Annotated in this window: 16 protein-coding genes; 10 read left to right on the top strand and 6 right to left on the bottom strand. The window is 63.8% G+C overall.

Annotation, left to right across the window (positions count from 1 at the left end):
• The 9 genes from F6X53_RS32945 to F6X53_RS26430 form a co-directional block, all read left to right on the top strand.
• Nucleotides 1-181 (top strand): hypothetical protein (locus tag F6X53_RS32945; protein ID WP_210386415.1); only part of this gene is annotated, 181 nt, incomplete at its 5' end.
• A gap of 246 nt (nt 182-427) precedes the next feature.
• Nucleotides 428-1,222 (top strand): DUF4344 domain-containing metallopeptidase, encoded by a 795-nt coding sequence (locus F6X53_RS26465; RefSeq protein WP_238298579.1) that lies wholly within the window; start codon nt 428-430, stop codon nt 1,220-1,222.
• A gap of 362 nt (nt 1,223-1,584) precedes the next feature.
• Nucleotides 1,585-3,264 (top strand): aspartate-alanine antiporter, encoded by a 1,680-nt coding sequence (gene aspT, locus F6X53_RS26460; RefSeq protein ID WP_151003982.1) that lies wholly within the window; start codon nt 1,585-1,587, stop codon nt 3,262-3,264.
• Between the two features lie 27 nt (nt 3,265-3,291).
• Nucleotides 3,292-4,938, top strand: a complete 1,647-nt coding sequence (aspD, locus tag F6X53_RS26455; RefSeq protein ID WP_151003980.1) for an aspartate 4-decarboxylase — start codon at nt 3,292-3,294, stop codon at nt 4,936-4,938.
• Nucleotides 4,939-5,163: 225 nt separating this feature from the next.
• On the top strand, nt 5,164-7,212 hold the full coding sequence (locus F6X53_RS26450) for a hypothetical protein (protein WP_151003978.1): 2,049 nt from the start codon (nt 5,164-5,166) through the stop codon (nt 7,210-7,212).
• A gap of 203 nt (nt 7,213-7,415) precedes the next feature.
• Nucleotides 7,416-7,847: a universal stress protein gene (locus tag F6X53_RS26445; protein ID WP_151003975.1), complete on the top strand. Its 432-nt coding sequence runs from the start codon at nt 7,416-7,418 to the stop codon at nt 7,845-7,847.
• A 572-nt stretch (nt 7,848-8,419) separates the two neighbouring features.
• Complete coding sequence (locus F6X53_RS26440) at nt 8,420-9,748, top strand: AmpG family muropeptide MFS transporter (protein WP_151003973.1); 1,329 nt, start codon at nt 8,420-8,422, stop codon at nt 9,746-9,748.
• Nucleotides 9,749-9,854: 106 nt separating this feature from the next.
• The gene (locus tag F6X53_RS26435) at nt 9,855-10,100 is read left to right on the top strand and encodes a DUF2188 domain-containing protein (RefSeq protein WP_151003971.1); all 246 of its coding nucleotides are present in this window, start codon (nt 9,855-9,857) and stop codon (nt 10,098-10,100) included.
• A 139-nt stretch (nt 10,101-10,239) separates the two neighbouring features.
• Nucleotides 10,240-10,602 (top strand): cupin domain-containing protein, encoded by a 363-nt coding sequence (locus F6X53_RS26430; protein ID WP_238296854.1) that lies wholly within the window; start codon nt 10,240-10,242, stop codon nt 10,600-10,602.
• An 842-nt stretch (nt 10,603-11,444) separates the two neighbouring features.
• Here F6X53_RS26430 and F6X53_RS26425 read toward each other — a convergent pair.
• Together F6X53_RS26425 and F6X53_RS26420 are read right to left on the bottom strand one after the other, a co-directional pair.
• Nucleotides 11,445-11,726 (bottom strand): hypothetical protein, encoded by a 282-nt coding sequence (locus tag F6X53_RS26425; protein WP_151003967.1) that lies wholly within the window; start codon nt 11,724-11,726, stop codon nt 11,445-11,447.
• 631 nt (nt 11,727-12,357) lie between these two features.
• Nucleotides 12,358-12,597, bottom strand: coding sequence for a hypothetical protein (locus F6X53_RS26420; RefSeq protein WP_151003965.1), 240 nt, complete (start codon nt 12,595-12,597; stop codon nt 12,358-12,360).
• Between the two features lie 489 nt (nt 12,598-13,086).
• On the opposite strand from F6X53_RS26420, the gene F6X53_RS26415 reads away from it, so the two are divergent.
• The gene (locus F6X53_RS26415; protein ID WP_151003963.1) at nt 13,087-13,281 is read left to right on the top strand and encodes a hypothetical protein; all 195 of its coding nucleotides are present in this window, start codon (nt 13,087-13,089) and stop codon (nt 13,279-13,281) included.
• 123 nt (nt 13,282-13,404) lie between these two features.
• On the opposite strand, the gene F6X53_RS32700 is transcribed toward F6X53_RS26415, so the two are convergent.
• The 4 genes from F6X53_RS32700 to F6X53_RS26400 all read right to left on the bottom strand — a co-directional run bounded on the left by F6X53_RS32700 (nt 13,405) and on the right by F6X53_RS26400 (nt 21,724).
• Nucleotides 13,405-13,563, bottom strand: a complete 159-nt coding sequence (locus F6X53_RS32700; protein ID WP_191971014.1) for a hypothetical protein — start codon at nt 13,561-13,563, stop codon at nt 13,405-13,407.
• A gap of 41 nt (nt 13,564-13,604) precedes the next feature.
• The gene (locus F6X53_RS26410; protein WP_151003961.1) at nt 13,605-13,784 is read right to left on the bottom strand and encodes a hypothetical protein; all 180 of its coding nucleotides are present in this window, start codon (nt 13,782-13,784) and stop codon (nt 13,605-13,607) included.
• Nucleotides 13,785-13,853: 69 nt separating this feature from the next.
• The gene (locus F6X53_RS26405) at nt 13,854-15,914 is read right to left on the bottom strand and encodes a response regulator (protein WP_191971013.1); all 2,061 of its coding nucleotides are present in this window, start codon (nt 15,912-15,914) and stop codon (nt 13,854-13,856) included.
• Nucleotides 15,911-21,724 carry a HAMP domain-containing protein gene (locus tag F6X53_RS26400; RefSeq protein ID WP_244965624.1) on the bottom strand — a complete coding sequence of 1,938 codons (5,814 nt, stop codon included), beginning with the start codon at nt 21,722-21,724 and terminating at the stop codon, nt 15,911-15,913. Before F6X53_RS26400 ends, F6X53_RS26405 begins: the two co-directional genes overlap by 4 nt.
• Nucleotides 21,725-22,769: the final 1,045 nt, after the last annotated feature.

Here is a 22,769-nt window from a genome sequence, read left to right as displayed (position 1 = left end):
ACCTGCCGCGCCTACTGACCGACGCGCAGACAGCGCGCGGCAGCGCATGGCCGAAATCGGCATGAGGCGTATCCTGCTGTGGTGGGCGGGCACAGTCACGCGCGGCTGCGGGACTGAATCCGCGTGGGCGACCCGAGACATCCTGCGAACGAAGCCCATCTGCAGTCTGCTGAGCCATTGAGGCCGGGTAGGACATCATCGAGGCTCATCTGCATGGCACTCGGCTCGGCCCGCGTCGCCCGGGGCGACCAAGGCTCCAGGCGAGCGCCCAGTGGTTCACGGAACGCAGCGATGCTTGCGCGCGATCCAAGCGGCCTAAGGATGTGTCTTCAAGCGGTCCGATGGGGGTTTGGCGATGCAGAAAGCCCGCCGACATCCTGCACTCCGTGCCCTCAGTGCTGCGCCTTTACTCACATTCCTGTCTCCCATGACCGTCGCAGCACAGGACACTGCGCATACTGGCAGGCGCCACATCAGCGTTGTGTACGATTCTCCAGAACAACCCGATCACCGCGAGATCTACGAAAGCGTGCGACAGCGACACGTGCTGGAGCGGGTCGCGGCGGCTTTCGGCCTCGTCCGCCTGCCCAGGCGCCTGACCTACCGCTTCAAGGAATGCTCCGGCGAGCCCAATGCGTGGTATGATCCACGGACGCACAGCGTCACTGTCTGCTACGAACTCATCGCGAGTATTCTACGGCTCGCACCGAATACAACTTCGCCGGCGGGCGTGACCCGAGAGGATGCCGTTCGCGGCCCGGTCGTTCAGATTCTCTTCCACGAGAGCAGCCATGCGCTGCTTGATCTCCTGCGGATCCCGGTTCTCGGGCGAGAGGAGGATGCTGCGGATCAAGTGGCCTCGCTGGTCCTTCTCCACCTGGCACCCGCTGACGCACGCGCGGTCGTGAACGGCAGCGCGTACTTCTTTGCAACGTTAGGTAAACACGAGGCGATCGACCGTGGGAGCTTCGCAGACGCACATAGTCTATCCTGGCAGCGCTTCTACAACCTCGCCTGCCTGGCCTATGGCTCGGACAAGCGGCACTATGGCTACATCGTCGAAAAAGATTATCTGCCGGCCGCGCGCGCCAAGACCTGCGAGGAAGAGTACAAGCAAATTGCCTTAGCGTTTCAGACGTTGATCGTTCCTCATCTTCGCGTTTCGCCGGGACATGGCGAGCGCCTGCGGCGCGCGTTCGGCAAACCGTCTGCAGCGCGCTGAGGCATTCGCAAGCTGATGATCGTGATGTGCGCAACGCGCGCCGGGCCCTTTCTTCCCGTGCGTGATGCCGTGGCTCGGAGCGAGGGCGGAAACGCCGGGCGCATAGGAACTCGGCAAAACAATCAATCCACAACCAGATCGGCCCTGACAGTCAATCTCGGTTCAATGGCTGATGCCGCGGCCGCTCTTTAAGAAATTGTTGGCGTCAGCGGAAAAATCGATGGCTTTCGTCGGCGTCGCGCTATCGGAAATTGCAATTTGTCCCGTCTGATCAAGCGCAGGTCTTAGCTCAGCGTTATTCTTTGGGCCGTCACATCGCTGAAGCTGCACAAACCTTCAGCCCGGGCGCACGGAGTGCGGCTATGATCGACTGGTTTGTAGGCACACTGCGGACCTATCCCGAACTCGCGATATTCCTGTCGCTGGCCATCGGCTTCTCGATCGGATCTCGAAAAGTTGCTGGCTTCAGCCTCGGAAATGTCACGGCCACCCTGCTGGCCGCCGTGATCATCGGGCAACTCGGCATCACCATTTCGCCGAACGTCAAGGCGACCTTCTTCATCCTGTTCATCTTCGCCATCGGCTACGGCGTCGGCCCCCAATTCATGAGCGGATTGACCAAGGAAGGCCCGAAACAAATTGGTTTCTCGCTCGTCGTCCTCGCCTTGTGCTTGGTCGTGCCGCTCCTGTGCGCCCGCGTAGCGGGCCTCGATCTTGGATACACGGCTGGACTGTATGCGGGATCCCAGACGATCTCGGCCTCGATCGGCGTTGCTTCCGACCAGATCTCGCGCCTTGGACTCTCGCCCGAGCAGGTGAAGATCTATAATGATCAGATCCCCATCGGCTATGCTGTCACGTACATCTTTGGAACGATTGGATCGGCGATCATCCTGGCCCAGCTCGGGCCAAAGTTGATTCGTGTTGATCTTGCAAAGGCTTGCAAGGACTACGAGGCGAAGATGGGCGGTAGCCCGAGCCTTGAGCCAGGCCTTGCCTCCGCCTACCGCTACATCGAGCTGCGGGCCTACCGCGTCTCGGACGACCGCACCATCGCCGGCCAGCCCCTCAAGAATGTCTGGCCGCGAATGCGGGTTTTCGTCGAGCGCCTGCGTCGCGGAAGGGAGATCATCGAGGCGGACGCCACCACCGTGCTGCAGCCCGGTGATATCGTCGCAATTTCCGGCCGCCGTGAGCACCTCGTCGAGTCGATCAACCCGGTTCTCGAAGAGGTGCAAGATCGTGAGCTTCTCGATGTGCCCGCGGAAGTCGTCGACGTCTTCGTGACCAACAAGAAGATCGGCGGAATGACTCTCCAGGAGCACTCCGAGAGCGAATGGGCACGCGGCGTCTACCTGCGCAAGATCACCCGGAACATGATCGAGATCCCGGTCTTGCCGGGAACGCAGGTCCTGCGCGGAGACATCCTGACCCTCGTGGGAAGTCGGCGCCACATTGAGTTGGCCATTCAGCACCTCGGCTATCCGGATCGGCCGGTGGAGGCGACCGATGTGGCATTCCTCGGAGCCGGGATCGTGCTCGGCGGCTTGGTTGGAGCTTTGAGCTACAAGATCGGGGGCATTCCGATCAGCCTCTCCACCTCGGGCGGTGCGTTGCTGGCGGGATTGCTGCTGGGTTGGCTCAGGACCATTCGCCCCGTCTTCGGCCGCATCCCAGGGCCGGCTCTGTGGCTGATGAATACGCTCGGGCTGAACGTTTTCATCGCCGTCGTCGGCATCACGGCCGGGCCCGGATTCGTTGCCGGGCTGAAGGCGGTCGGCCTGAACCTGTTCCTCTGGGGCGCCGTGGCGACCTCCGTACCGATGATCCTCTCGGTCTATATCGGATATTACCTCTTCAAGTTTCACCCAGCGATCCTCTTCGGCGCGTGCGCTGGTGCCAGGACGACAACCGCAGCCCTCGGCATGATCCAGGAGAGCGCGAAGAGCAAAATCCCGGCACTCGGCTACGGGATGCCTTACGCGGTCGGCAACACCGTCCTGACCATCTACGGAATGGTCATCGTACTTCTTGCTTCATAAATATATCTTGCATACAGGAGTATTTCTATGACGAGCACGCTTAATCTCAAAGACTTTGAGTCCCTAAGTCCATTCGAGATAAAAGATGAGCTGATCAAGCTCGCCAAGGGGACGTCAAAGAGAACTCAGTCGGCGTTTCTCAACGCCGGGCGGGGCAATCCCAACTGGGTCGCCACCGCGCCGCGCGAGGCCTTCTTTCTGCTTGGCCAGTTCAGCGTGGGTGAGAGCAAGCGCGTGATGAGCCATCCTGCGGGCCTCGGCGGAATGCCTCAGGCGGCCGGCATCGCTGGCCGTTTGGAGGCCTGGCTTGCGGAACATTCCGGGATGCCGGGCGCCTCCTTCCTGTCCGCGATAGTCCCCTACGCAGTGACGACCTTCGGTTTCGAGCCGAACGCGTTCGTGCACGAACTCGTCGACTCGATCATTGGCGACAATTACCCCGTGCCGGACCGCATGCTCGTTCACAACGAGCGCATCGTACATGAATACCTGATGTGGGCCATGTGCGGGACGAATAAGCCTGCCGGCAAGTTCGACCTCTACGCAGTCGAGGGCGGAACCGCGGCAATGTGCTACCTCTTCAAGGCACTGAAAGCCAATCGGCTGCTGCTTCCGGGGGACACGATCGCGCTGGGGACACCGATCTTCACGCCTTATCTCGAGATGACCCACCTCGAGGACTATGCTCTCGACGTCGTGCACATCAAGGCGCCGCAGGAGAATAGATTCCAGTTCACGGACGACGAGATCAACAAGCTTCTTAACCCGAAGATCAAGGCCTTCTTCGTCGTCAACCCCGGCAATCCAACTGGCGTCGCCATGAGCGAGGAGACGGTTGCGAAGATCACCAAGCTCGTGAAAACCAAACGGCCCGATCTGATGATCCTGACCGATGATGTCTACGGAACCTTTGTTCATGGGTTCCGATCTCTGATGGCCGAACTGCCACAGAATACAATTGGGGTGTATTCCTACTCAAAGTACTTCGGCTGCACGGGCTGGCGCCTCGGCGTCATTGCCATCCACGAAGACAACATCTTCGACAAGAACATCGCCGAGTTGCCAGCGGCGGAGACGACCGCCCTCGACAAGCGCTATGGCCCCATGACGCTTGAGCCGCGAAAGCTCAAATTCATCGACCGTATCGTTGCCGATAGCCGCGATGTGGCGCTCAACCACACGGCCGGACTCTCCCTGCCGCAGCAGGTAATGATGAGTCTCTTCTCGCTGGCCGAGTTGATGGATGAGCAGAAGGCCTATCAGGCCGCCTGTATGGAAATCGTCAACCGGCGTGTCTGGTCGATGATTGAGGGCCTGGGGCTCACGCTCACCCCGAACCCCAATTTCGATGCCTATTACGGTTTGATCGATTTCGAGTTCTGGGCCCGGAAGAACATCGGAGATGAGGCCGTCGAATACCTAAAACGCAACGTACACCCCCTCGATCTCGCCTTCCGTTTGGCAGAGGTCCACGGAATCGTGCTTCTCAACGGCGGTGGCTTCGAAGCACCGAATTGGTCCTTGCGCGTCTCACTCGCGAACTTGCCCGACGACGTCTACGACGACATCGGTCGCGGTGTCCGCGCCGTTGCGCGCGGGTACCGAGATGCATTCGAAGCCCACAAGAACGCGACGGCAGAGAGAAAGGAAATTGCGGAAGTGCCGGCTGAATAAGCCAAGATCATCCTCCCATCCGAAACCATAGCGCTCGTCTTCAGGCACTCAAACACGAGGGTGCAGATGCATGCCGCATCACCGGGGCCGCGATTGCATGGCCGTTGCGAAAGGATGCAGACAGACCAGCCCCGGCTGCGGTCAGGCGGAGCTGGGCTCCGGTTTGCAGTCGCCATTGCGTTCAGCTTCCTGGTATCACAAGGGGCGGCTGCGAAGACTGTTTTCGTGACACCAACCGGCGCGGGGCCCGGATATGCGGCCGACGGCAGCGTGGTCGCTGAACGGACGGAGGCTTTCTCCTCGTTGACCATGCGTGCTGTCCTGCCGGGCGATACCGTGCAGCTCCTGCTGGATAGTCCGGATCCTGCCGCGATCACATTGTATCGCGAGCGCGTCGTGCTCTCGCAGAAGACGAGCCGTGGCCCTTCGTTGATCGCGATCAAAGGACTGGGCACGCGGACGCGCATGATCGGGAGGTCTGTCGAACAGATCCGCGACTGCCCCATGCCGGAGGATAGCGCCGAGCGATCCTGCGGTGATCTTTATGCTGTCCTCTCCGCACCACGGAAGCCCGATTTGTTCGCCACCTTGTTGGCGTCCACGAGTTCTCTGCCGGAAGGGGGGTCTCAGGCGATCAATTCGCGGCCTGCGATTCCGATCGGGAAGAGTGGGAGGCTTGCCGATGCAGCCTGCCTTGACCTCGACCGCGTCGATGGCGTCGTCATCGAGGACCTGACCTTCCAGGATTGCTGGCTGGCCGCAATTCGCGCCCTCGGCAGCCGGCGCATCACGCTCCGGCGCTCGCTCGTGATCGGGAGCAGCTACGGTCTGGCCGCAAGGGGGAGAGCGGACCGTCCTTCCGACGATGTCACCGTCGAGGACGTGACCTGGGTGCAGGATACGAGCGGCTTCGACGAGACCAGCTTGACCCGTGGCGGCCCCTTTCGTTGCCGCGACGGCCGCACGACGGAGCTGGGTTGCCCGGGCATGATGTGGCGGAGCATTCCCTGGGGCGTCAGCCACCACGGCGTCTACGAGCACTTCAATGGCGCGCTTCTCGGAGGCAGCGACCTCCAGGGACCCATCGTCTTCCGCCGCAACAAGGTTCTGGCCGCCTATAACGGCGTGCGGCTGAAGGCGAGCGGGTGCGAGGACCTGCCGGCATCCGGGCTCTCGCCAGCCTCGTGCCCCTTCAACGCGCATGTGTGGATCTACGAGAACCTGTTTTCCTATGTGCGCGACAACCCGGTCGAACTCGAGACCTGGGCGACGGACGCGCACATCTTCCGGAACCGCATCCACAACGCCCACGCCTGGTTCTCGTTCGACGACATGGGCGGTGGCCCGATCTATGTCTACGGCAACCGCGGCTGGTTCGACGACATGCCGGCTCTCGCTTGGTCACCCTCGGCGCCCGGCGGCCCGCCCTGCCTGCGCCGGCCCGTCCCGAAGCCCGCGCCTGAGGCAGGCTTCGACCCCAAGCTCGACCGCCGGTTCGACTATCTCAAGGTCCGCTGGCTGCCGGTCGGGGTCGAAGAGATCGATGCGACCGGTCGTGTCGATTGGATGGATCCGTTGGAGCAATCCTGCGAGGCGAGCGTCGCGGGGCGTGTCATCAAGTTGGCCCTGCCGGCGAAAGGGGCGGCGCCCGACACGTTCCGCTACGCGATGCGGGGTCCGATCTACGTCTTCAACAACAGCTGGTCCTTGCGCTCCCCCGTGACCGGCATCGGCGCCGCCGCCAACCTGCGGCACTGGAACAACGCCATCTCATTCTGCGAACCGGGCCGTGCGGGCTACGAGATCGAGCTCTGCAAGATAAGGCCGGAGGTGTTCGACGCGGCCGCTTGCGGCCGGGAGTTCGTCAGGGCCGACGATCTCGGCCGATACGCGGGTGCGAAGGGAAGCGTTCCGTTCTTCGACTGTTTCCGCTGGCTGCCCATGGACGAGCGCGGCCAAGACATGCCCGTCCTCCGCAGCGCATTCGATCATGACGTCAGCAACGACGGCTTCCCGCCGGCATTTGAGCAGCTCGCCGAGTTCGAACGCCACGGACGCATGGGCGATCCCGGCTTTCGAGCGCCCGAACGAGGAGACTTCACGCTCGTGCGGAATGCGCTCGCCGCCACCTCCACCTGTCTCGTGGGAGAGACAGCCGATGGACGTCTCGCCTGCACGGAAGTGCCCGCCGACAGATCGTTTGCAGGAGCCGTCGCCCCCGACGGCCAGCTCTACGAAGCACCGGATTCCCCTCGCTTCAAGCCTCCGAAGTGAGCAGGGGCCGTGCACCGGGTGTCGGCTCCTCTTCGTCGACGGCGGAACGGATCGCGTTTCGCGCGATACAGCGCCATTGCCCTCTTCAGGCTCCTCAGCCCTACATTTCACGAGGTTCTGCTGCTATAGAGCAGAATGGGCTCTACGGGTTGGCCCCGAACGACTGCGCCAGCGTGACGCGCGGATCGCTGGGAGAGATCCCGATGTACCAGCACATTCTCGTCCCGATCGACGGGACGCCCCATTCCGCCTCGGCCGTCAAGGAAGCCGTGTCGCTCGCCAAGAGCATCGGGGCGAAGGTGACCGTGCTCACGGTCGTCCACCGGTTCCCGACCTTGCCCTTGGGGATATCGTCCACCTACGCGGATGAGTTCAGGCGCCATGCACAGGCCGACGCCGAGCGCAGCCTCGCCGAGGCCGAGCAGGAAGCCGAACGGGCCGGTGTCCCCTGCGAGGTCGTGAAGGTCGAGGACCGGCAACCTTACGAAGCCATTATCGAAACCGCCGGGGCCCGCGGCTGTGACCTCATCGCCATGGCCTCCCATGGCCGTCGTGGCATGTCCGCCCTCGTCATCGGCAGCGAGACCATGAAGGTTCTCACGCATTCCAAACTGCCGGTTTTCATCTACCGCTGACCATCCTGACCCGTTCAGGGCCATCAGGGTTGGTCCTCACGGAGATGCGCCTCCGCAACCGGCATTTGCCTGTCACAGTCACGATCCCCGTGCGGCCCGGCGGAAGCCTCGTCGACCCAACGTGTCGGCGACACGTGCGCGCGGTTGGGGTCGAGGCTGCCTTCTGACAACGACACGGATCTCTCGGCAGCCCATGTCGGGCGAAGCCGTCCCAGTACGCGGGGTGTCGGCGTTCAATCCCGCGCGAGATCCGGACTGCGCCTCATCCTTCTCGATGAGACACGCTCGCCTCGAGGAAAGAGCCTCATGGCGACCGGCCCCTGTCGGTCTGCAGCGCAGGCGCTGACGCACATCCGTTATTCGCGAAGGTCCGCTTCCGGCCCTATACCAGCACTTCGGCGCGGTTCCTCTGACGGTCGGCGCCTGGCGCCAAGCTGTCGAAACGGCAAGGTCGTCTCAGGCGCATGACGGGAACGGTCGCGCGCTCCTCGCGGTTCATGGGGTGACTTCGGCCCAGGTTCGTCCAGCGCGGTCAGCAGCCCGGCGCGGGTCAGCAGCAGAGAACGGCGCGCATGAACTCAGCGACCGCGGGAAGACCGGAGCCGACGCCCTTCTGGTCGGCGCTGTTCACGGATCGACGGGTCGCGCCGGCCCTCGGCCTCGGCTTCACGTCCGGCATTCCTTTCCTCCTCGTCTACGCGACACAATCGGCCTGGCTCTCCGACAGCGGGATCTCGATCACGACGATCGGACTCCTGAGCGAGCTGACCCTCGCCTACAAGTTCAAGTTCTTGTGGGCGCCGTTCCTGGACCGATACGATCCGCCCCTGCTCGGGCGCGCCCTCGGTCGACGGCGAGGCTGGATCGTTGTCGCGCAACTCGGGGTCGTGGCGACGCTCGCCGGCATCGCGTTCGGCGACCCGGCGCACTGGCTTGCCTGGACGATCATCTTCTCACTGGCGCTCGGGTTTGCTGGTGCCACGCTCGATCTCGTGATCGACGGCTGGCGCATCACCAGCGTACGGCCTCCCGAGAAGCAGGCTGTGCTGTCGTCCTGGACCGAGATCGGCTGGCGGATCGGCAACCTCGCCGCTGGGGCCGGCGCCTTGTTCCTGGCCGACAGGATCGGGTGGCGCGGCGCCTATCTCTGCATGGGCGCCCTGATGCTACCGGGGATGATCGCGGCCGTGCTCGCCCCCGAGCCGCAATCGGACAAGCACGCCCACCTTGCCCGAGCGGGCTTTGTCGAGACGGTCTGGGCGCCGATCCGGGAACTCCTGACCCGGCTCGGCCCCACGGCGCCCGTCATCCTGCTGCTCGTCGCCGGCTTCCGGATGCCGGGATACATCGCGAGCGCGATGGCGGTGCCGCTGTTCAAGCACCAGGGCTTCTCCAACACCGATATCGCGACCGTCACCAAGCTCTTCGGCTTCTGGATCGCGCTCGCCGGCACATTCCTGGCCGGGGCTCTGATCCCGCGGATCGGCATGCTGCCGAGCCTCCTGATCGGCACGGTCGCGGGCTCCCTTTCGCATCTCAGCCTCGCTTACCTCGCGGCGCATGGCGGCGATGGTGGGACGGCGTTCTGGACCTTCGCGGCCGCCGTCAGCATCGACGGCTTCGCCTACGCCTTCGCGTCGGTTGTGCTGATCACCTACATGTCGACGCTCGCCTCGCCCGCGCATGCCGCGAGCCAGTTCGGGCTGATGACGTCGCTCTGCGCCTTCCCGGGCAGCGTGCTGGCGGGCTTCTCGGGCTTCGCGATCGAGCGGACAGGCTTCACGTGGTTCTTCGTCGGGACGTCGCTGATCGGACTGCCGGTGGCGCTGCTCGCGTTCTATGTCTGGGCCAAGGTCGGCATCTCCGACGAGGCTGCGCCGCAGCCGGTCGCGACGCATTGAGGAGCGACCTGGGCGGCGCACAGGCCGGACGCAGGCGCAGGGTTGCGTCTTGTCGAAACGCAAGAGCAGAGTGCCGCTCGGCCTCCTGCCGAAGCGAGAATATGCCATGGCACGCATCACGTACCGGGTTGTCGAGCACGACGGAGGCTGGGCTTACAGGGTCGGCGACGTGTTCTCAGAGACGTTCCCAACCCGCGGCGATGCGCATGAGGCCGCCGAACGTGCGGCAGCGGAGCAGCGCGCCCCCGACGAGGACACCGTGATCAGCTACGAGGATGAGAAGTACCGGTGGCACGACGAGACCGCCCGGGGCGGTGACCGGCCCCAGACGGATGTAGAGGACGGATCGTAGCTGCAAGCTGATAAGACCCGCCGCCCGCCAAGGAGCGGGTTCATCCGTTCCAATGACACCTCTGCCGTGCCATTCTCGCCGAAAAGGGAGGACGAGCATGCTACGAGGGCTACAAATCTTTGAGATTACGTTGGGCTCGATGGCAGGCGCGCTGGCGCTCATGGGCGCTGCTACTGCTCAGGACGTGAAGCGCACCGAGCTCGGACGCTCACCCGTCTCGGGCGTCGAGGGCAAGGAAATCATCGTCCAGCTTGTCGAGATCCCACCGGGCGCCACCTCCCGACGCCACTTCCACAACGGCGAAGAGGTCTTCTACGTCCTGGAGGGCGGCATGGCGCAAATGCCCGGCAAGGACATGAAAGAGCGTCCTGCTGGCGAACACGGCATCAATCAACGCGAGGTGCCGCACGCGGGCTACACGGTGACCGGCGACAAGCCCGTCAAGATCCTGTCTGTCTATATCGTCGACAAGGGGAAGGCGCTTCAAGTGCCTGTCCCGTAAGCTGCATGCCGGATTTGGCGAGCTTTGTGGCTCCGCTTTCGAATCCGACCGATCGGCGAATGCCCCCTGCGGAACGCGACGGGCACGAGGTTGAGATCATTGCGGCAGTAGAGCGTTTTCCCTCCGGAGAAAGAAGATGCTCATGACCGGGGACGTGAACACTGTCGATCAGGTCAGCAGCACCGGCCTGATGGGCCTCGCGGTCGTCGGCGGCATCGGGTGACCTGCCGCCGCCGGCTGGGCGGGGTGCCGATAGCACAGCGGCTGATCGTGACGATGCAGCCTCTGCGCCACGGTCGGACCGTCGGAGAAACTGCGCAGTAGCCTCAGGACGGCGAGGAGGGCTTTTGCGGTACCGGACCGCGCTCAACTCATCGAACGCCGTCAGCGGAGCTGTCATTTTCCTCAAATGGTATTGCTATTTGAGGTTTGATGTGGAGAGGAACTTTCTCCAGATCGAGCGTCACCCTGCATAGCCCTATCACGATGCACGCTCGTGACGCTATACCCACCGCCCTGAACCGCCTTCAGCAGGCTGCCGTTGCCTTGCCGATACCAATCCCACACCAAGAGAATTGGTACAGGGAGAACGATAGCGAAGAAGATCCAATCGAACATTTGCGGCATGTCGAGGCCCTTCCGTTTGGCAGCGCCTTCAATCTACCGACCTCACGCGCTGAAGTTCCGGGATTGCGCCGGTTTTCAGCCGACCATGGCATGCATCAGCGACAATCCGGGCGAACGCGCATGGCCGAAAGAAGGGGCGCAGCGGCATAAGGCTGCCGCTATCCTCAAAGAAGTCAATTGCCGATCAGCGCGCTGCCTTAAGCTTTCGGGAGGGCCTAGGCGGCAACCTGCTCCGCGATGACGGCGACCGAAGGCTGACGCTCCGCGACCTCCCGGATCGCCTTCGACAGGAGTTCGAGCAAGTTGTCCGCCTGCGTCAGATCTCCCCAGGAGACGGTTGCCATGCGGCCGCACACGGCGTCAGCCGCGAGCGCCGCCAGGCCAAGCGTCGTGAGTCTCAACTCGACAACAGTGCCTGTGTCTTCTCTGATGGTTTGTGCCAGTCCCCAGGCTGCCTGAAGGATGCCGGCAAAAGCCTCGTGTGACTGCCCCGTCATTCCGATCTCCCGCTCCGATCCTCCGCGCTATGCAACCGCAGATCTTCTGCACGGTCAAGCTTAAGGGCGGGCGATGGCGACAGGCCATCCGCAAGCTGATGCAGCGATCCGACCGCGCTCGCGCCCGACCTGCCCATTGAACCCGCAAGTCTGATCCCCGTTGGTCGAGTGAGCTGACTCGGCGCGACAGGGCGGCTCAGGCCACCGACTGGACGCAGGATCGTATCGGTTGCGTACGGTCGGTGGCGCTCGTCCATGATGGTTTGTAATCTGCTGGATAGGCGCAGATTGTCTGCCCGAGCGAACTCTGCGCGACGGACAAGCTCACGTCGCCGGCCGGAGTACGGTTCTCCCCTTATCCGGCTTCGGTCGGTGACACCTCAACACAGTCTGGATCGGTATTGCCCGAGAGCCGTTTCTAACCCCAGAGCTGTCCCAAGCGAGCAGCTCGGCCGGCGGGGCGAGGAGGGGGCATTCTCGGCGTCTTGCCGGTTTCGCTTTCCGTCCGCGTTTGCCTGCCTCAGCCATCCGACCGCCGGACGATGCCCCGCGCCCTGTCACAGGGTGGCAGGCACCGGCTGCACGCGCTTGTCCCCCCTGTGTCGTGCGGTCAGGGACCTCCTTGCCTGCTTCAGAAGCTCTTGTCGTGGTCGCTCAGCTCGGTTCGCATATCCGGGGCCGCCGCCATCGTGCCCGCGATGCGCCGCGCCTCGTCCCGTGACAGGCGATTGGTGCTCGCGCGCCGCTTCGGGTCGTCGCAGAAATGGACGTAGGCGAGGTGCGTGCCGTCGGCGTCCACGATGCGGAACGCCTCGTGGAGTTCGACCACCGTCCAGGGTGCAGGGAAACGGCGGGCGGCGACCTCGGCCAAAGCCTACCCGCCGCCGATGCCCGTGGTGACCTTGCCGGTGCCTTTGCAGTCGGGACAGTCTTCACCTCCGATCTTGCCGGTGCCGCCGCAATGCCCGCACAGGTTCTCGCCCGTTCCAGGCGCACCGGGTGGCGCTTCGTCTCCGGGTTTCGTGGGATCTGAGTCAGCCATCGTTTCCTCCCTCATGTCCGTGTGGGGAGAACGGAAGGGACAGTCGCCACGTTCCAAGCACGGAACCAGGTGGCGCATCGGTTCACGGGCTGATGGCCCCCATGAACCGATCCGGCGGGCGGCGCATCTCGGTGCTGAGCGTGAAGGGCTCGGAGACACGCTCCTGCACGGCAGCAGGATAACTCAGGAACGCGCCTCGACCACGAAGCATATTGCAAAAACATGGGAGCTCAGGCCCAAAATAACCCGATTCATGCAACTGACGCATATCTGGCATTTGGGATCTGGCATGCCATAAAGTGCGATGCGGTGTCATACATGCTGCAACGCAAACGCAACACGGACCGCCTGACCATGACCGCTCTGCTTCTCGCCGCCATCATGGCCAACGCTTCGCTCGTCGTCTTCGTGGCCGACCGTCTGACCCCGAAGGCCGTTGCTGCTGCTCCCGCCGGCTCCTTCGTGGCTGGCAACGAGAACGTTGCGGCCGGTTCCGTGAAGCTCGCCGCTTGAGGCGTCTCACGCAGTTCCCTGCCTACTGACGATAAGCCCCGCCCATTCGGCGGGGCTTTTTCGTGTCGGTCTCGCGTGTGATTGCGCTGCACAACGCCCGACCTGCGAACGTCTGTTCAGGGATCAACATCGGTCCTCCGCGACCGCCTTCGACCGCGTGCCGCGTGTCGTCGGCTCGATGGTCCCGACGATCGCGAGCTGCCCGGCTGCAAAATTCCCCGTCCGCCAGCGCAAGATCATGGCAGCCTGGGTGATGTCGCCCTCGACAGTGGCGCGCGTCACGCCGCTCCGGATGAGGCGAGCATCCAGCGCGACGAGCAGGTTCAGGTCACCGTCACGCGCGAAGGCGAGCTGGTGGACGGGCTGGACCGCTTCAGGCCACGCGGCTCCAGGATTTCGCGCTCGGCAAACCCGCTATCGAAAAGGAAGATGTCGCTGCGTTGAAGCGCGCGAGCAAGAAGGGCGAGCGCAAAGCCCATAAGGACGATCACCGGACCGCTCATTTGCGGGCTCAGCGCGCGGACATCTGCCACCCACATGGGGTGGAGCGACCGGGATGGTTGCTGACGGTCTCAAGCATTTCTCGAATCGAGAGCCGTGCGCAGCTTTTCCACGAGTTCCGAGACGCGATACGGCTTTTGCAAGACTTCGAATGTCCCGGCGTCTTGATCCTCTTGCAGGTAGCCGGAGGTCAGCAGGACGGGAATATGGGGCCACTGGCGTTGTGCGATATGGGCCAGCTCAATCCCCGTCATGGTGCCGGGCATGTTCACGTCACTGAATACGAGGGCGATCTCGGGGATTCGTTCGAGAATTTCCAGAGCTTCGTCGCCGCTCCTTGCGTCCACGACGTGGAAAGCAAGGGATTGCAGCGCCGAGACGGCGGTGTGCCGAACGTCCGCATCGTCCTCGACGACGAGTACGGCCCTTCCCTCGCCATGCAGCTGATTTTGGGGGCCGGCCTCGACCGGATCGCGCGATCTGATGTCGTTGCTTCGGGTGGCGGGCAGTGAGATCGTGATGCTTGTGCCTTCGCCGGGCACGCTGTCGACGCTGATGCAACCTCCGCTCTGCTGAACGAAGCCGTGGACCATGCTGAGACCGAGACCCGTGCCCTTGCCGGCTTCCTTGGTCGTGAAGAAGGGCTCGAAGATCCGGGCAACGACGGAGGGGGGCATCCCCATCCCGGTATCGCGCACCGAGATCTCGACGGCTTCGGTCGCGTCGTGTTCCGTCACCGGATCCTCGTGGCGGCCGCGCACGATCAGCCCGAGCTGACCTCCCTCCGGCATGGCGTCGCGCGCGTTCACCGCAAGGTTGATGAGGGCCGCTTCCAGCTGTGCGTGGTCGACGCAGATTGTCGGCAGGACCTCATCCATCGTGAGCGAGACGCCGACCCGCGCCCCGAGGGTGCGCTCCAGAAGCTTGACCAGGCTGGGCATGAAGGTCGTGAAGTCGAGGGCCGCGGGCTGGAGCGGCGAGCGTCGCGAGAATGTCAGGAGCCGGCTGGTGAGTTCGGCGCAGCGTTGCGCTCCCTCGATGGCGCTCTGAACCCGGCGATGCGCCTTGCCGTCGGCGGGAAGCGACCTCTGCAGCAGGTCGAGGTTGCCGATGACGATGCTCAGCATATTGTTGAAATCGTGCGCGATTCCCCCGGTCAGGCGCCCCACCGCTTCGAGCTTTGAGGCGTGCAGGAGGCTGAGTTCCAACTCCTTGCGTTCGGTCACATCGAACCACATGCCCAGGAACTCGGACGGCGCACCGTCCTCATCCCGGTTCACCACGATCTGGTCGAGGATGTGCCGCTCGGCTCCATCGGCGTTGCGCCAGCGATATTCGAGCGCTGCCGCACCCGTCGCGCCTGCCGCCTCCAGGCAATCGAGGATCCGCTCGTAGTCGGCGGGGTTGAGGCGTGATTGCCAATGACCCGGCGCTTCGAACGCCTCCTTGGGGTACCCGGTGATGCGCTCGATGCTGTCGTTGGTGAAAAACAGGCAGCGATCCCCCTCGCCGAGCGGGGCGGTGTAGAGCGCGATGGGCAGCCCGCGGAGTACGGCCGATTGATGCTCGTCGCGCCTGCGCAGGGCCCGCTCGGCCTCGAGCTTCTCGCCACGCACCCGCAGATTCTCCAGCAGGAGTTGCTTCTCGGCGGCGGCTTGTTGCTTGATCTCCTCCGTCTTACGGTAAAGATCGATGAAGACCTGGACCTTCGATTTCAAAACGAGGGGATGGATCGGCTTGAAGACGTAGTCGACCGCACCGGCCGAGTACCCACGGAAAACGTGGATGTCGTCCTTGTTGTGAGCCGTGAGAAACAGGATCGGCACGCGTGAGGTCCGGGGCCGGCTGCGGATCAGCGACGCGAGCTCGTAGCCGTCCATGCGCGGCATCTGAACGTCGAGCAGGAGGACGGCAAAGTCCTCCCGCAGCGTACGGCGCAGAGCCTCCTCGGGCGAGTCCACCAGCACGAGGTCGAGGCCGTCCTCATCGAGGACTTCCGAGGCGGCGAGCAGGTTCCGGCGGTCGTCGTCGACGATGAGGATCTTTGCACGAATGGGAGACTGGCCGGTTGCTCCGGTCTGATCGCCGATCAGATCGGAGGACGACGACGGCCCTGACGGACGCTCCATCATTGGGGCTGCCGAGCCGTCGCCGGGCTGCCATTGATAACTCGCTCCACGCGATCGGTGGCTTGCCCACGGCGGCCGAGTTGGACGCGCAGCACAGCAAGAAGCTGATCGATGTCGATCGGCTTCGACACATAGTCGGATGCCCCCGCTTCGAGACACTTCTCGCGGTCGCCCTTCATCGCCTTGGCGGTGACCGCGACGAGAGGCAGGGTTCGGAAGGCTTCGTGGCCGCGAATTTCACGCATGGTTTCGTATCCATCCATCCCCGGCATCATGATGTCGACGAGCATGGCGTCGATTTTCGGATTGGCCTTGAGGAGTTCGATGCCGTCGCGCCCGTTTTCCGCGAACAGGACCTCGAGACCGAATTGCTCCAAGGCGCTGGTGAGGGAGAAGATGTTGCGCAAGTCGTCGTCGACAAGGATGACCCGGCAGCCCTCGAGGGACGTGAAATCCTTCCGCTCGACAACGATCCGGTTCTCGGCGGTGACGTTGCTGAACGCCCGGTGCAGGAACAGGGCCGTTTCGTCGAGCAGTCTCTCGGACGAGCGGGTGTCCTTGAGGATGATGGTCGAGGCAATCTGCTTCAGCTGCTCTTCCTCGGCCGCCGTCAACTCTCTACCCGTGTAGACGATGATCGGAAGCTCCTCCCCATCCTGAGAGGCGCGGATCTGCTCGATCAATTCGGACCCACCCATATCGGGCAGCCCCAGATCGATGATCGCGCAGTCGAAGCGGCCGCCCGTCACGGCTTCCAGCGCAGCCGACGCCGTGCCGACGCCGAAGACCTTGACGTCCTCGTCGCCCAGGAGCGCGGCGATGCTGGCGCGTTGATTGTCGTCGTCCTCGACGAGAAGCAGGTTGCGAACCGGCCGGGTGATGAACTCCTTCGACCGCTCCAGGGCTTTCAGCAGCCCTTCACGGTCGACGGGCTTCTCCAGGAAGCCGAACGCCCCGGCTCTCAGCCCGCGCTTCTTCTCGTCATTGACCGAGATGACATGGATCGGAATGTGCCGGGTGCGCGGATCGTTCTTCAGCAAGTCGAGGAGTGCCCACCCGTCCATGTCCGGGAGGCCGATATCCAGCGTGATGGCATGGGGCTTGTACCGATGGGCGAGGCTGAGCGCCCCCGCTCCATCCTGCGCGATCAGGCCCTTGAAGCCCCGCTCGCGCGCGAGTTCCAGGAGGACGGACGCGAACATCGCGTCGTCCTCGACGATGAGCACGATGTGGTCGTCCGCCTGGAGGACGTGGCGGTCGTCGGCCGAAGCCGACAGAGCCATGGCGGCGGAGGGCTGCCGGCTGATCGGCGGGGATGAACCGTTGCTCTTGCTGAGCTCCACGGGGCGGCTCACCCCTGTGCCGGCCGGAGGCTCGAAGGGCAGGAACAGCGTGAACGTGCTGCCCTCCCCGGAGCGGCTTTCCACGACGATCTCGCCACCGAGCAGGCGCGCGATCTCGCGGCTGATGGCGAGGCCGAGACCCGTGCCGCCATATTTCCGGCTCGTGGTTCCGTCCGCCTGCTGGAACGCCTCGAAGATGATGCGCTGTTTGTCCTCCGGGATGCCGATGCCGGTATCGGTCACCGAGAGGGCCATCCACTGGCTTCCGGCGCGAAGCGGGGAGCCTTCGGCCGAGCCGAGCTTCAGCGTCACGCCGCCCTTCTCGGTGAACTTGAAGGCGTTCGACAGGAGGTTCCGCAGCACCTGCTGCAGCCGCTTGGAATCGGTTCGCAGCGTCCGCGGCAGGCTCGGTGCGACGTCGACCGAAAAGGCAATCTGACGCTCCTCGGCGAGCTGCCGGAAGGTGCGGTCGAGATGCTCGACCAGATCCTGAAGATCGACGTCACCGAGTTCAAGGGTGACGGTTCCGGATTCGATCTTGGAGAGGTCGAGGATGTCGTTGATGAGCGAGAGCAGGTCGGAGCCGGCCGCATTGATCGTCTTGGCAAATTCCCGCTGCTTGTCGGTCAGGTTGCCGTCGCGGTTCTCGGACAGGAGTTTCGAGAGGATCAGCAGGCTGTTCAGCGGCGTCCGCAGCTCGTGGCTCATGTTGGCCAGGAACTCCGACTTGTAGCGGGAGGTCAGCGAGAGCTGCTCGGCCTTCTCCTCGAGTGCGACCTTGGCGTTCGAAACCTCGCGGTTCTTGCCCTCGACCTCCTTCTTCTGGATCTCGAGCAGGCGCGCTTTCTCCTCCAGCTCCTCGTTCGTCAGCTGAAGGCGCTCTCGCTGGCTTTTGAGCAGATCTTCCGATTGCTGAAGCGAGGTGGCCTGGAGTTCCAGGCGGTCGTTGGTCTTCTTCAACTCCTCCTGCTGGCTCTGCAGCTCGCCCGTCAGCAGCTGCGACTGCTTGAGGAGCCCTTCCGTGCGCATGTTGGCCGCGATCGTATTCAGCACGATGCCGATCGACTCGGTGAGCTGGTCGAGGAAGGATTGGTGCGTCTCGCTGAAGCGATTGAACGAGGCCAGCTCGATCACGGCCCGGACTTCCTGCTCGAACAGGACTGGCAGGACGATGATGTTCAGCGGAGCCGCTTCGCCGAGGGCCGATCCGATGGTGATGTAGTCGGAGGGCACGTTGGTGAGCAGGATGCGCTTCTTCTCGTAGGCGCATTGCCCAACGAGGCCCTGCCGCATCCGATAGCGGTTCGACAGGTTCTTCCGCTCCGTGAAGGCGTAGCTTGCCATGAGGTCGAGCACCGGCTCGCCGCCGTCCTGCTCCACCATGTAGAAGACGCCCCGCTGCGCGCTCACGAGCGAGGCAATCTCGGACAGGATCAGGTTCGAGACCGTCGCGAGGTCGCGCTCGCCCTGAAGCATGCGCGTGAACTTGGCGAGGTTCGTCTTCAGCCAATCCTGCTCGGCATTCTTGAGGGTCGTGTCCCGAAGGTTGCGGATCATCTCGTTGATGTTGTCCTTCAGCGAGGCGACCTCGCCGGAGGCCTCGACCGAGATCGAGCGTGCGAGATCGCCCTTCGTCACCGCCGTGGCGACTTCGGCGATGGCGCGCACCTGGGTGGTCAGGTTCGCTGCGAGCTGGTTCACGTTGTCGGTCAGGTCCCGCCAGAGCCCCGCCGCACCCGGCACCCGCGCCTGGCCGCCGAGCTTGCCCTCGACACCCACCTCGCGGGCGACGTTGGTGACCTGGTCCGCGAAGGTCGCCAGCGTCTCGATCATCTCGTTGACGGTGTCGGCGAGCGCCGCGATCTCGCCCTTGGCGTCGACCGAGAGCTTGCGCTTGAGGTCGCCCTGCGCCACGGCCGTCACGACGTCGGCGATGCCGCGCACCTGACCCGTGAGGTTGGCCGCCATCATGTTCACGTTGTCGGTCAGGTCCTTCCAGGTTCCGCCGACGCCCCGGACCTGCGCCTGTCCGCCGAGCTTGCCTTCAGAGCCCACCTCGCGGGCGACGCGGGTCACCTCGGAGGCGAAGGAATTCAGCTGGTCGACCATGGTGTTGATGGTCGACTTCAACTCCAGGATCTCGCCGCGCACGTCGACGGTGATCTTCTTCGAGAGATCGCCGTTCGCCACCGCCGTCGTCACGTCGGCGATGTTGCGGACCTGACCCGTGAGGTTCGCTGCCATCATGTTCACGTTGTCGGTCAGGTCCTTCCAGGTCCCGCCGACGCCGCGGACCTGCGCCTGGCCCCCGAGCTTGCCCTCGATGCCGACCTCGCGGGCGACGCGCACCACCTCGCTCGCGAACGAATTCAACTGGTCCACCATGGTGTTGATGGTCGACTTCAGTTCCAGGATCTCGCCCTCGACCGCGACGGTGATCTTCTTCGAGAGATCGCCGTTGGCCACCGCCGTCGTCACGTCGGCGATGTTGCGGACCTGACCCGTGAGGTTGGCCGCCATCATGTTGACGTTGTCGGTCAGGCCCTTCCAGACCCCGCCGACTCCCTTGACCTGCGCCTGCCCGCCGAGCTTGCCTTCCGTTCCGACCTCGCGGGCGACGCGGGTCACCTCGGAGGCGAAGGAGTTCAGCTGATCCACCATCGTGTTGATGGTCGATTTCAGCTCCAGGATCTCGCCCTTGACGTCGACGGTGATCTTCTTCGAGAGGTCGCCGTTCGCCACCGCCGTGGTGACGTCGGCGATGTTGCGCACCTGGCCGGTCAGGTTCTCGGCCATGAGGTTCACGTTGTTGGTCAGGTCTGCCCAGGTGCCCGCCACCCCTTCCACGCGCGCCTGCCCGCCGAGCTTGCCCTCCGAGCCCACTTCCTTGGCGACGCGGGTCACCTCGGAGGCGAAGGAGTTCAGCTGATCCACCATCGTGTTGATGGTGTTCTTCAATTCCAGGATCTCGCCGCGCACGTCGACGGTGATCTTCTTCGAGAGGTCGCCGTTCGCCACCGCCGTCGTCACGTCCGCGATGTTGCGGACCTGACCCGTGAGGTTGGCCGCCATGAGGTTGACGTTGTCGGTGAGATCAGCCCAGGTCCCGGCGACGCCGCGGACCTGCGCCTGGCCCCCGAGCTTGCCCTCCGAGCCCACTTCCTTGGCGACGCGGGTCACCTCGGAGGCGAAGGAGTTCAGCTGATCCACCATCGTGTTGATGGTGTTCTTCAATTCCAGGATCTCGCCGCGCACGTCGACGGTGATCTTCTTCGAGAGGTCGCCGTTCGCCACCGCCGTCGTCACGTCCGCGATGTTGCGGACCTGACCCGTGAGATTGGCCGCCATCATGTTCACGTTCTCGGTGAGGTCCTTCCAGGTCCCGCCGACGCCCTCGACCTGCGCCTGACCGCCGAGCTTGCCTTCCGTTCCGACCTCACGGGCAACGCGGGTCACCTCGGAGGCGAAGGAGTTCAGCTGGTCCACCATCGTGTTGATGGTGAGCTTGAGGGCAAGGATCTCGCCCTTCACGTCGACGGTGATCTTCTTCGACAGATCGCCGCGCGCCACCGCCGTGGTGACCTCGGCGATGTTGCGAACCTGACCCGTCAGGTTTTCCGCCATCATGTTCACGTTGTCGGTCAGGTCCTTCCAGACGCCGCCGACGCCCTTCACCTGCGCCTGCCCGCCGAGCTTGCCTTCCGAGCCGACCTCCTTGGCGACGCGGGTCACCTCGGAGGCGAAGGAGTTGAGCTGGTCCACCATCGTGTTGAAGGTCGATTTGAGATCGAGGATCTCACCCTTCACGTCGACGGTGATCTTCTTCGAAAGATCGCCATTCGCGACCGCGGTCGTGACCTCGGCGATATTGCGCACCTGGCCGGTGAGGTTGGCCGCCATCAGGTTCACGTTGTCGGTCAGGTCCTTCCAGGTCCCGCCGACGCCTTTCACCTGCGCCTGCCCGCCGAGCTTGCCCTCGGAACCCACCTCGCGGGCAACGCGCGTCACCTCGGAGGCGAAGGAGTTCAGCTGGTCGACCATGGTATTGACGACCTTGCCGATGCGTAGGAACTCCCCGCGGAGCGGGCGGCCGTCGATCTCGATCTGCATGGTCTGGCCGAGGTCGCCCTTCGCCACCGCGCCGATGACGCGTGCCACCTCGGTCGTGGGCTGGACCAGATCGCCGATCATCGTGTTGACCGAATCGACGCAGTCGTGCCACCCGCCGGTTGCAGACGGCAGCTTGCCGCGCTCACCGATCCGCCCGTCCTTGCCGACCGTGCGGGCCACGCGGTCGAGCTCGCGCGCAAGTCCCTGGTTCAGCTCGACGATGTCGTTGAAGGCCTCGGCGATCTCGCCATCGATTCCGGTCAGATCGAGCGGCAGGCGAACCGAGAAATCACCCTTCCGGAACGCGCGCAGATTTTTCAGGAGGAGCTTCGGCTCTAACTGCGACGGGATCGGCGTCATGCGAACGTACCCTTATACATCGAGAATTCGCCACCTGAGGCGAGCAGCCACGTTGCGCTGAACGCTAGGGAGGCACCGAGCCGGAGACAAGGAGTGGAACGTGAGCGTGTATGAAGGGCCGGTTAACACCTGCTGGTAGGTGCCACGCTGCGGCCGCGCAAGCTGACCCGGCCGGTGTGGTGATCCATCGCCGACAGCACGAAAGCGCTGCTTCCGCGCAGGAGAGGCGCGCACCGCGTACCGCCCTGGCCCTCGCGACGGTCCATCGTCGCCTCAACCAGCCGGGCAGTCCCCCTGGCCAGGGGGCACGTGGCCCCGAACCGTCTTTTCGGAGTCGATCAGGAATAATCGAAGCGTGCCGGTGATCTGGATAGCTGGAGGGTGTCGACAGCCCTCACGCATCGCGGAGCCTGCTTATGTCCGATCACGCTGATGTAGAGGCCTACCTTGCCGAAGGAACCAGTCTGATTTGCCGGGCAGAGGAATGCACAAGCTGTCTGCGCAAGAACGGCGCTTGCGAGGGGCAATTGCTGGTCGCAGCAACAACCCTGATTGCGATGCATCAGATCGACCTCCTGTTGAAGGCCCATCGGGATCGCCTGGTTGTCGAGACCGCTTCTGCGCCGACCGCGCCGCCGATGCCGGGGAAACGGCGCTGGTGGCTACCTTTGAGGTCTAAGCGAGCGTGCAATCCCATACCTCTGCGATGAGCCGACGCGCGAAGGGCATCACCGCACTGACGCGAAGGGACATTCGCTGGATCATGCGAGATGCGCGGCCTCGCGCGTGCCCCGGGGCGTGCCAGGTGATCCTGTCGCCAAACAGCCGGTGCTACCGGAGGCCGTTGCTCCTGCAGCATTCCGAAGACCGGGATCGGGCGTGCGGATCAGGGAACGATCGGAGCTCGCCGCACCTGACCCTGCCAAACCAAGCGCGTCGGACGCCGACAAGCGATCGTCCGGGGCGCAGCATGCGCGAGCCATGGAGACGGCTTTCGCGCCTTCAGCCTCGCATCGGCGCAGCGAATTGACAGCCCGGCCGGATG

The organism is Methylobacterium soli, assembly GCF_008806385.1.
GTDB classification, from domain to species: Bacteria; Pseudomonadota; Alphaproteobacteria; order Rhizobiales; family Beijerinckiaceae; genus Methylobacterium; species Methylobacterium soli.
This window is presented reverse-complemented; position numbering and strand designations above follow the sequence as displayed.

What these genes read in the sequence shown, in the direction of transcription:
- F6X53_RS26430 (WP_238296854.1), top strand. Translation starts at nt 10,240, where the DNA reads ATGGCAGGCGCGCTGGCGCTCATGGGCGCTGCTACTGCTCAGGACGTG.
- F6X53_RS26410 (WP_151003961.1), bottom strand. Translation starts at nt 13,784, where the DNA reads ATGAGCGGTCCGGTGATCGTCCTTATGGGCTTTGCGCTCGCCCTTCTT.
- F6X53_RS26400 (WP_244965624.1), bottom strand. Translation starts at nt 21,724, where the DNA reads ATGACGCCGATCCCGTCGCAGTTAGAGCCGAAGCTCCTCCTGAAAAAT.
- F6X53_RS26465 (WP_238298579.1), top strand. Translation starts at nt 428, where the DNA reads ATGACCGTCGCAGCACAGGACACTGCGCATACTGGCAGGCGCCACATC.
- aspT (WP_151003982.1), top strand. Translation starts at nt 1,585, where the DNA reads ATGATCGACTGGTTTGTAGGCACACTGCGGACCTATCCCGAACTCGCG.
- F6X53_RS26405 (WP_191971013.1), bottom strand. Translation starts at nt 15,914, where the DNA reads ATGATGGAGCGTCCGTCAGGGCCGTCGTCGTCCTCCGATCTGATCGGC.
- F6X53_RS26435 (WP_151003971.1), top strand. Translation starts at nt 9,855, where the DNA reads ATGGCACGCATCACGTACCGGGTTGTCGAGCACGACGGAGGCTGGGCT.
- F6X53_RS26415 (WP_151003963.1), top strand. Translation starts at nt 13,087, where the DNA reads ATGCTGCAACGCAAACGCAACACGGACCGCCTGACCATGACCGCTCTG.
- F6X53_RS26445 (WP_151003975.1), top strand. Translation starts at nt 7,416, where the DNA reads ATGTACCAGCACATTCTCGTCCCGATCGACGGGACGCCCCATTCCGCC.
- F6X53_RS26440 (WP_151003973.1), top strand. Translation starts at nt 8,420, where the DNA reads ATGAACTCAGCGACCGCGGGAAGACCGGAGCCGACGCCCTTCTGGTCG.
- aspD (WP_151003980.1), top strand. Translation starts at nt 3,292, where the DNA reads ATGACGAGCACGCTTAATCTCAAAGACTTTGAGTCCCTAAGTCCATTC.
- F6X53_RS26425 (WP_151003967.1), bottom strand. Translation starts at nt 11,726, where the DNA reads ATGACGGGGCAGTCACACGAGGCTTTTGCCGGCATCCTTCAGGCAGCC.